At 49.6% G+C, this 3,446-nt stretch carries 4 protein-coding genes; all 4 read left to right on the top strand.

All coding sequences use genetic code 11. From position 1 onward, the window contains the following. Positions 1 to 1,130 (top strand): PBSX family phage terminase large subunit (locus BOW51_RS08760; RefSeq protein ID WP_135568183.1); only part of this gene is annotated, 1,130 nt, incomplete at its 5' end. Between the two features lie 27 nt (positions 1,131 to 1,157). Beyond that, complete coding sequence (locus BOW51_RS08765; RefSeq protein ID WP_078477394.1) at positions 1,158 to 2,810, top strand: portal protein; 1,653 nt, start codon at positions 1,158 to 1,160, stop codon at positions 2,808 to 2,810. Positions 2,811 to 2,864: 54 nt separating this feature from the next. Beyond that, positions 2,865 to 3,101, top strand: a complete 237-nt coding sequence (locus BOW51_RS08770; RefSeq protein ID WP_135568184.1) for a hypothetical protein — start codon at positions 2,865 to 2,867, stop codon at positions 3,099 to 3,101. Positions 3,102 to 3,103: 2 nt separating this feature from the next. Then, positions 3,104 to 3,400: a hypothetical protein gene (locus BOW51_RS08775; RefSeq protein ID WP_078477396.1), complete on the top strand. Its 297-nt coding sequence runs from the start codon at positions 3,104 to 3,106 to the stop codon at positions 3,398 to 3,400. Positions 3,401 to 3,446 lie beyond the last annotated feature (46 nt).

The raw sequence follows: 3,446 nt of genomic DNA on the forward strand, positions 1-3,446 counted from the left end.
GTAAGTCACATTTTTTCGCAGAGAAGCTAATTGCCCGTTGTATCAGAAACCAGGGAACAAGATGGGCCTGTATTCGTGAAGTACAGAAGTCGCTCGACAAGTCAGCCAAGCAGTTGATCGAGGACAAGCTAGACTATCTTGCGGTAAGAGATGGGTTCAGGGTAACAAACTCGTTTATCGAAACGCCTGGTGAGGGGGTGATCATTTTCGAGGGGATGCAGAACCACACGGCAGACTCGATCAAGTCGCTTGAGGGTTTTGACTTTGCATGGGTTGAAGAGGCGCAGACACTCAGCCAACGCAGTCTGGATTTACTCAGGCCGACGATCCGAAAGGAAGACTCAGAACTTTGGTTTAGCTGGAATCCTGAAAACGCTGATGATCCTGTTGATGTGTTGCTTCGTGGTGATAATCCACCGCCTAACAGCACAGTGATCCAGGTCAACTACATCGACAACCCCTTGTTTCCTGAAGTGCTCAAGGAAGAGATGGAGTACGACAAGTCGAGGGATGTTGATAAATACACCCATATCTGGCTTGGCGCATACCAGAAGAACTCAGAGGCAAGGATCTTCCACAACTGGAAGGTTGAGGAGTTCGACATACCGAAAGACGCGGTAATCAGGCAAGGCGCTGATTGGGGATTCAGTATTGACCCGACAGTATTGGTTCAGTGCTTTATCGAGGGCAGGACGCTTTACGTGCCTTATGAGGCTTACAAGGTGAATTGCGAGATCGTTGATACGCCAGTCTTGTTTTTGACTGTCCCTAACAGTGAGAAATGGCCGATCACGGCAGATTCAGCCAGACCTGAGACCATCAGCCATTTGCAGAAGAACGGCTATCCCAAGGTCATGCCGGCGGTCAAAGGGGCGAGGTCGATAGAGGAGGGGCTTGAGTTCCTGAAGTCTTACGACATCGTTGTTCATCCTCGCTGTCAGCACGTTATTGACGAATTATCAATGTACAGCTACAAGACAGACCCGATGACAGGCAAGGTTTTACCCGTGATCGATGACAAGAACAACCACACCATTGACTCGTTGAGATACGCCTGTGAAGGCGCAAGGCGATTGGGCAAGTCAAAGCCGAAATCAAAACCACGCAGACAAGCGTCATGGATGTCCTGAAGCTGCTAATCACGTCGAGAGGACGTAATGAAAGACGACGACAAACTCCTGCAGGAAGCAAAAGAGGCATTTGAACGCGCACAGGACAACGATGGTGTGAACTATCAGCTTGCCCTTGACGATATGTGTTTTGCTCGCCTGGGCGATCAGTGGAGCGATGAGGACAGGAAGGTTCGTGATGTTGAGGGCAGACCATGCCTGACGGTCAATAAACTGCCGGCATTTACACGCCAGGTGGTCAATGATGCCCGACTCAACAAGCCTTCTATCACCACTCATCCCGTAGACAGCCAATCAGATCCTGACACTGCAGCAGTTATTAACGGTTTAATCCGTAACATCGAGACAGTATCGAGCGCTGACACTGCCTATCTGACTGCTTTGGCATCTGCTTGCGATGGTGGTTTGGGTTATTTCCGTATCACGATGGATTATGCCTATGACGATGTTTTCGATATGGACATACAAATCGAGAGGGTGAAAAACCCCCTGACAGTCCACGGTGATCCACATTCAACCTCGCTCGATGGTTCAGACTGGAATAGTGCTTTTGTCAGCGAATGGATACCAAACGAGAGATTCAAGAAAGACTATCCCAATGCCACGTTGAGCGATTGGGAGGATAGTTACGATGAAAGCTGGCAGCAGAAGGACGAAGTCAGGGTTGCTGAATACTGGAAGCGTGTAGAGGTTGAGCGCAAGGTTGTTATGCTGACTGACGGCACGATCATGGAGCGTGAACAGTTCGATGCGCAGGAAGCGTTGTTTTTAACTGCAGGCTTCCAGGTTGTCAGGGAGAGAACGGCCCAATCCTACAAGGTTACGCAGTACATTATCACTGGCGAGGAGGTTTTAGAGACAAACGACTGGCCTGGCAAATACATTCCGATTGTCCCTGTTTACGGTGAAGAGGTTGCAGTTGAGGGCAGGACCTACTACAAGAGCCTGATCCGAGATGCGAAAGACTCGCAAAAGCTCTATAATTTCTTTCGTTCAGCGCAAGCAGAAAGTGTTGTCCTTGGAACGAAATCACCGTGGCTCGGCCCTGTTGGTGCTTTTGATACGGATTCTGACAAGTGGGGAACGGCGAACACTGAAAACCACGCCTACCTGGAATTTGATGGGCCTATTCCTCCACAGAGAATCAACCCGCCAGCGGTGAATATGGCTGCGGTTCAAGAGGCATTAACGGCGAATGATGAAATCAAGGCTGTGATTGGAATGCACGATGCAAGTCTTGGCGCTCGCAGTAATGAAGTCTCTGGCAGGGCGATCATGGTCCGTCAACGAGAAGGCGATATCAGTACATTCCATTTTATGGATAACCTCTCCAAGTCGATCAGGCAGGGCGGAAGGATACTTGTTGATTTGATCCCCAAGGTTTACGACAAGCCCCGCATGATTCGTGTCCTTGGGCAAGAGGAGGAGTCTGAGAACGTTCAGATTAACAAGCGATTCAATGCAAAGGGCGAGGATAAGATTTACGACCTGACAACCGGCAAGTATGATGTGACGGTGAGAAGCGGTCCCAGCTTTACGTCAAAGCGTGAGGAGGCTGCAACGCAGATGATCGAGTTGCTGCGGAACTTCCCACAAGCTGCGCCAGTTATCGGCGATCTTCTGGCTAAAAACCTCGATTGGCCTGGTGCTGATGAGATTGCCAAGCGCCTTAAATCTTGACTTCCAGCGCATTTGCAGGGTGAGGACGATGAAATCCCACCGCAGGTCAAAGCGATGATTCAGAAGGGACAGGAGATGATCATGGCATTGAAGGCACAGAATGCCGAGTTGAAAGCAGTGGTGGACAACAAGGTGATCGATCAGGAGATCAAGGAGCTGGACTACAAGACCAAGCAGGTCGAGTCGGAAACCAAGATCAAAGAGGCTGAAATGAAGCAGTCGGAGGTTGAGTTGGAGCGAGACATGTTAAGCATTAAGGCGGGTAAATCTGTCACGGAAATGGTGAGTTAGTTATGGGTAAAGTAAACGTAGCCTATTACAGAGGTTTGATGCGTGGTGGCAGTGGTGCTGTAGCGCAGGTCGTCGTTGGGCTTGAGAGCAGTGAGAATGTCATATCGAGCGTAACATCAGCCCAGTCAACGGCAGCTAATGCAGAAACCACGATAGTGAGAATTGCGACAGACACGACTGTTCGTGTGCTTATCGGCAATAATCCGACTGCACTGGCAACGAGTGTCCGCTTGCTTGCAGACACGGTTGAGTATTTTGGTATTCAGCACGGTGAAAAGGTTGGGGTAATTGAAGAATGAATTTAGGTCAGCTGGGACAGTTAGGAAAACTTTGATTAATTCGCCA

Origin of the sequence: Solemya elarraichensis gill symbiont, assembly GCF_002021095.1 — a bacterium.
Taxonomy (GTDB): Bacteria; Pseudomonadota; Gammaproteobacteria; order Chromatiales; family Chromatiaceae.

Coding starts and splice junctions, on each gene's coding strand:
- BOW51_RS08770 (WP_135568184.1), top strand. CDS start 2,865: ATGATTCAGAAGGGACAGGAGATGATCATGGCATTGAAGGCACAGAAT.
- BOW51_RS08765 (WP_078477394.1), top strand. CDS start 1,158: ATGAAAGACGACGACAAACTCCTGCAGGAAGCAAAAGAGGCATTTGAA.
- BOW51_RS08775 (WP_078477396.1), top strand. CDS start 3,104: ATGGGTAAAGTAAACGTAGCCTATTACAGAGGTTTGATGCGTGGTGGC.